The sequence below is a fragment of the Brachyspira pulli genome (genome assembly GCF_036997785.1).
In the GTDB taxonomy this organism is placed as follows: domain Bacteria; phylum Spirochaetota; class Brachyspiria; order Brachyspirales; family Brachyspiraceae; genus Brachyspira; species Brachyspira pulli.
This window is the reverse complement of record NZ_JAWLQI010000102.1, coordinates 1-6,260: the sequence shown is the minus strand read 5'-3', so window position 1 is coordinate 6,260 and position 6,260 is coordinate 1. Positions and strand designations below refer to the sequence as shown.

3 protein-coding genes and 1 pseudogene are annotated in these 6,260 nt (G+C 30.8%); all 4 read right to left on the bottom strand.

Annotated elements, in window-relative coordinates; genetic code table 11:
• Positions 1-719, bottom strand: a 719-nt coding sequence (locus tag R4K56_RS14250) for a radical SAM protein (protein WP_335786927.1), incomplete at its 3' end; no start/stop codon positions are given.
• Between the two features lie 231 nt (positions 720-950).
• Positions 951-1,544, bottom strand: coding sequence for a LamG-like jellyroll fold domain-containing protein (locus R4K56_RS14800; protein ID WP_418233764.1), 594 nt, complete (start codon positions 1,542-1,544; stop codon positions 951-953).
• Positions 1,545-2,000: 456 nt separating this feature from the next.
• A pseudogene (locus R4K56_RS14795) lies at positions 2,001-3,323 on the bottom strand (arylsulfatase); the annotation flags it as partial.
• Between the two features lie 382 nt (positions 3,324-3,705).
• Positions 3,706-5,988: an arylsulfatase gene (locus tag R4K56_RS14240; RefSeq protein WP_335772463.1), complete on the bottom strand. Its 2,283-nt coding sequence runs from the start codon at positions 5,986-5,988 to the stop codon at positions 3,706-3,708.
• Positions 5,989-6,260 lie beyond the last annotated feature (272 nt).

Here is a 6,260-nt window from a genome sequence, read left to right as displayed (position 1 = left end):
TCAAAGTTCATAACAAATATTTCTCCAACATCTTTTTTAACCCATTCATCAAAAATAGATATTAAAAAATCACCGTAACTCTCAGGCTCAACAGAATAATCAGTAACTTTTTCATTTGAATTGCTGTTAGGTATAGAATGAGTCAGAGAAAGTTTTTTAGCTTCTTCATCTGGAAGCCTTTCTACTATAGGAGAAAATTGTATATATTTAATTTTATTTTCTTTGAAGAAGTTATATATTTCCAAAGGATATTTAGAAGAGTATCTGCTTACAGAAGCTAAAACATTAAAATCTATATTATAGTCCTGAAGCAGTTTCAAAGAATTAAAAACTCTGTCAAAAGTACCATTTCCAAAAATATCTTTTCTGTATTTATCATGTATATCTTTATTTCCATCTAAACTTAAGCCAACAAGAAAATTATTCTCTTTTAAGAACTTACACCAATCATCATCTATTAAAAGTCCGTTAGTTTGTAATGAATTAGTAATATTTTTATTGCCTGCATATTTTTTCTGAAGCTTTACAACATCTTTATAAAAATACAAAGAAGCAAGAGTAGGCTCCCCACCCTGCCACACAAAACTTATTTCCGGTATATCCTGCGTTTCTATATATTTTTTTATATAATTTTCTAGCACTTCATAAGACATTTTATATTTTTCAGTACTTTGAAATAATGATTTTTTCTCTAAATAAAAACAATATTCACATTTTATATTACATAAGGGCCGAAAGGCTTAGCCATTAAATGATAACCTTTATTCATATAATCTCCATTTAATATTTTCAACTATAACAATAAAATTAAATCCGCATGCCTCATAATTGAAAAACATGCGGTTTTAAAATAAAAAAACAATAAGAAAAATTATTAAGCATTCATTTCTAGTATTATAATTAGGAGGGATAAAATTAATCCCTCCTACTAAAACAATAATAAAAAAGGGCTATTCTAATAAATCATCACCTAAACTAATATTTACTTCATCTACTTTTCCATTAAATGCATAATTATCTTTATAGTCTAAACTTACTTTAGAGCCTACATCTTCCCCAATACTGAAATAGTCATAAGAAATCATTATAGGCAAAGTATTTATATCTGAAGAAGAAACAACATTTCCATCTATAATCATATCAATTACTCCGCTGTTTACATCATCTTTTTTATAGTCCATAACTATATTATGCTTTCCTGATTCAAGTTTTGAAGGAGATATAACTTTTTGTCTTTCTCCTAAATGATTGTATTCATATACTAAATTACCATCATCATTTACATATAATGCATAACCGCCGTCTAAACCGCCATTTGCATATATAACACCAGAAGCTTTATTAGGAACTTCTACATCAACATTTATTTTATGAGAAACTGATCCTGTATGTGCTGCTGATAATGAGAAGAAATATCCATCTTCTTTTTTATAAGTATAATTTGTTGCTCTAAGTTTTGATGAAGGAGGTCGGTACCAAACTGAACCTACACCAGCATATCCTATACCTTTAGGAACAAAGCTAAAGAATCTGTATAATCTCATATATTCTTCAGCATCTTTTGATACTGCTTTTCCTGTCTGCATAGAAGTAAGCACATCTGAAGCTAATTGTCCGTAACGTTTTGTTAATGTTTCAGGACTTGTTTTATGAACTATATCCATAAGTAAATTTTCTGAGTCATGGAATTCTCTTCTTACTGTTTCATACTTCAAAGCCATTTCTTTTACTTTATCCGGCATAGAAGAAGCTAAGTTTTTCATTTGAGTAGGGTCATTATTTATATCATACAATTCCCATTCCTGAGTTTTAGGATTAGTCACTATAATGTATCCGCTTCCGTCTGCATAGGTTCTGTCAAGCATCATCATTAAAGCTATTTCTTTTCTAGGATTAGTTATATGTTCAGAACTTTCAAAACTTTCTTTAAAAGATATACCCTGCATTTTTTCCTGATCAACTCCGTTAACTTGACTTAAAGGTTCTGCTCCTATAATATCAAGCATGGTAGGAGTTATATCAAATACAGCTATCATATCTTTTGAAATTCTGCCTTTATCAACTATTCCATTAACCCAAGAAGCTATACAGAAAGTTTTAACTCCGCCGTAATGTGCTTTAGTTTTAAAATATCTTAATGGAGTATTTGAAACATTAGCCCAACCGCTGTTATATTCTGTTCCGTATACAGCACTTCCAAACTCATCTATCAAATTGTATTGAGTATCTATATCATGAACATATAAGTTTTCATTAGCATGAGCCATTAAACTTCCGGTTCTTCCTCCATTATAATTTGCTCCATTATCTGAAACTACTATAAATATAGTATTATCATATACGCCTCTTTTTTTCATTTCTGAAATTAAGCGTCCTATTTGTTCATCAGTATGTTCTAAAAAGCCTGCATAAGTTTCCATATGTCTTATAGCAACTGCTTTTTCTTTTTCTGTCAAACTATCCCAAGCAGGTACATCTTCATTTCTTTCCGACAATATTGCATCGGCTGGCATTATACCTAATTCTTTTTGTCTTTCAAATATCTTTTGTCTTTCAACGTCCCAGCCATGATCAAATTTGCCTTTATATTTGTCTATATATTTTTTAGCAACATTAAAAGGGCCATGCATAGCACCGAATGCCACATAAGCGAAGAATGGCTCATTCTTAGATTCATCAATATATTTTAATGTTCTATCAACTATATCTTTACTCAAATGATAATCAGGATCTGAAGTATCCGGAACTATAAACTCATCGCCTTCTATAATACCGCCCGGCTGAAATTGATTAGCCTGTCCTGCTATAAAATTATAATTCTTATCGAATCCCTTTCCTGAAGGTCAATGATATTTATCTCCATCCGGTGTAAACTCATCATAAGGGCCTAAATGCCATTTACCTATAGCATAAGTATTATATCCGTTTGCTTTTAAAGTATGAGTGATAGGGGCATGTTCCGGCTTTATTCTTCCTGCCATATTAGGTGCTAATTCTCCGAAATCAACATCGCTTACAACTCCCATTCCAACCTTATTGGCTTCGCACCCTGTAAGAAGTGATGCTCTGCTTGGCGAACTTAATGGAGAAGTAAAATAATTAACATACCTTATACCATTTTGAGCCAAAGCATCAATATTCGGTGTGGATATGCTTGAACCATAACAGCCTAAATCACCGAATCCCATATCATCTAATACTATATAAACAATATTAGGCTTCTCTGATTGAGTTTCAGTTGAACATGATACTGCAGATGCCGCTATGAGTACAGATGAGCCTATACAGAAACCTTTTTTTAAATTATTATTGTTTTTCTTCATATACTATTTTATTCTCCTTACAATTCCGTATTTTTTATATATATCTAAACAACTATATTTTATCAAAAATGATTTTTTTTAATTTTAAATGTCTGCAGGGCTTTGCCCACCACTCTGTGTGCTATGCAGCACCCCACTTCTTTTGCGACCGAAGGGAGTGCCTTTGGCGTGCCACAAAGAAGCAAAAAGGCTATATTTTAGCTTAAATTGATAAATTATATTACATATAAAATAATTTTAGTATGATTTAGTACTAATTTTACATTTGCACTTTCGAGGATATAAGGTTCTTTGACGAAGTCCGCCTGCAACCGAAGGAAGTGCCTTTTAGGTATGTTGTGCAGCGGGGAAAAAGAACAACAAAATAATTTACAAATACTAATTATATAGCTATTTTGTTATAATCATTATGTCCTTCAACTGTTACTTTCTCTAAATCTCCGCTGTATTCAAAATGTCCTCTGCCTTCATATCTATCGCTTACATTGCCTTGTAAATCTCTTCCAACTGACATTCCGTCTGTTGTATTTGCTGTCATAGGATATACTTTAGGTAATACGAGTTTTCCGACTTCTTTATCATTTACTAATAATGAAGCCCCTCCTGAATCCTTACCAGTTTTTATGTATTTCACTTTTATAACTAACTCACCTAAAGGCAAAGGCTCATTTAATTCTATATGATATTTTGCGTCATCGTATATATATTCATAATTTAATTTATTATTTATTATATATAATGAATATCCTCCGTAATGATTACCAAATGCCAATAATACGCCTTCCTCTGCTGATGATTTTCTATTTAAATAAGCTGTTATATCATAAGAACGGTTTAATGCTGTAGGTATAGCTGATATATTAACATTTATACTTGATGTATTTGGATATAATGTTAAAGAGTTTTTCTTTTCTATATTCGCACTTAATTGCTTAGCTATTAGTTCAACATGCACTCTATCATCAAGAGGATTAACTTTGTATTTTTCTGCCTCTTTATCCCATAAGTTTTTCATCTCTTTTAATTTGCTCTCATTTTCTTTTGAAATATCTTTAAGCTGAGAGAAATCGGTATTCAAATCATAAAGAGCAAAATTATCATTATCAAAACTATCACCCTTTTTATGAGAAATTGATAAGAAGTATCCATTATCATATAAGCCCCTATTTCCATAAAGTTCAAAATACTGAGCAGTTCTTTTAGTATCAGCATTTGCATCATTGAAAGTAGGAACTAAACTATATCCATGCAAAGGCATTTGTTCTATACCATCAACTGTTTTAGGTTCTTTTATGCCTGTAATGTCCAATACAGTTTTTGCTATATCTGTAACGAAACTAAATTGTGTTCTTATGCTTCCATTTTGTGATTTATCAATACCTTTAGGATAATGTATTATTAAAGGTACTCTTATACCGCCTAAATAATTTGCACTTTCTTTATAATATCTAAAAGGAGTAGCAGAAACCTGTGCCCAGCCTTGAGGATAATTAGGTGCTAATTTAGAAAATTCATTTATTCTCTTAACATCTTTTTCTATATCTGACATAATACCATTTTTTATATTAACAGTATTCAAAGTTCCTGTAGCTTTTCCAGATGGAGAAGGGCCATTATCAGCTATTAAGAATATTACAGTATTATCAAGCTCTCCCATATCTTCCAATGCTTTTATTAATCTTCCTATTTGTGCATCAGTATGTTCTATGAAAGCGGCATAATGTTTTTCATATTCTATAAATAATCTATTTGTATCTTCATCAAGTTCATTCCAAGGCTTAACATTTTCATTCAATGGAGAAAGTTCTGCATCCATTGGTACTATACCTAATTCTTTTTGTTTTTTTAATCTCGACTCTCTTATTTTATCCCAGCCTACATTATAAACATTCTCATACTTCTTAACATATTCTTCCGGTACCTGATGAGGTGAATGTGCTGCACCTGTTGCATAGTAAAGCATGAAAGGTTTTTCTTTTGATATTGATTTATGGCTTTTAATATAATAAATAGCTCTGTCTGTAATATCTTCTGTCAAATGATAATTATCATCATATACAGTATCAACATGAGTATTTCCATCAACAAGTTCAGGATTAAATTGATCAGTTTCTCCGTCCATAAATCCGTAGAACTTATCGAATCCTCTTCCTAAAGGCCAATTATTATAAGGTCCTATGCTGCTGGTTTCCCATAGAGGAGCCACATGCCATTTACCTACCGCATAAGTATTATAATTATTATCTTTAAGTACTCTTGGTGTTAAAGCTGCTGTATTTGTTATTTGTGCTGTAGAATGAGGAGCATTTAAAGTATAATTAGCAAGCCTTCCCATACCTACAGAATGAGAATTTCTTCCGCTTAAAAGTGCTGCTCTTGTAGGTGAACTTAAAGGAGTAACACAAAAATTATTATAGCGAAGTCCGTTTTCTGCTAGCTTATCTATATTAGGCGTGCTTATCTTTGAACCGTAACAGCCTAAGTCCGAAAAGCCCATATCATCTATAACTATATAAACAATATTGGGCTTTTCTATATTATTATTAGCTAAAACTACACTATTATCAGCCGCCGAATTATTATCATTACAGCTTACACTTATCATTGATGAACTTAATGCACCTGCAAATAATAATGATTTAGAAAAAATATTATCTTTATTCATAAATATTAATAAACTCCAAAATTAATCTTATTTACAGTATTAGAACAAATATTCTGAACAATTTTTCTATAATTATACAATATAGCTGTATTTTGTCAATTGTTCTGAAATAAATTTCTAAAATTTAAATATAAATTTATTAATATTTATTAAATTGATTAAATGAATAATAATTTATAAAATAAAATTATTGAAGATATACTGAAAATTTTTAAATTTTCCAAAAAGTATTTTTTAAGTTTTTTGTTTGTGGTGGCTTTGCCCCCACACCC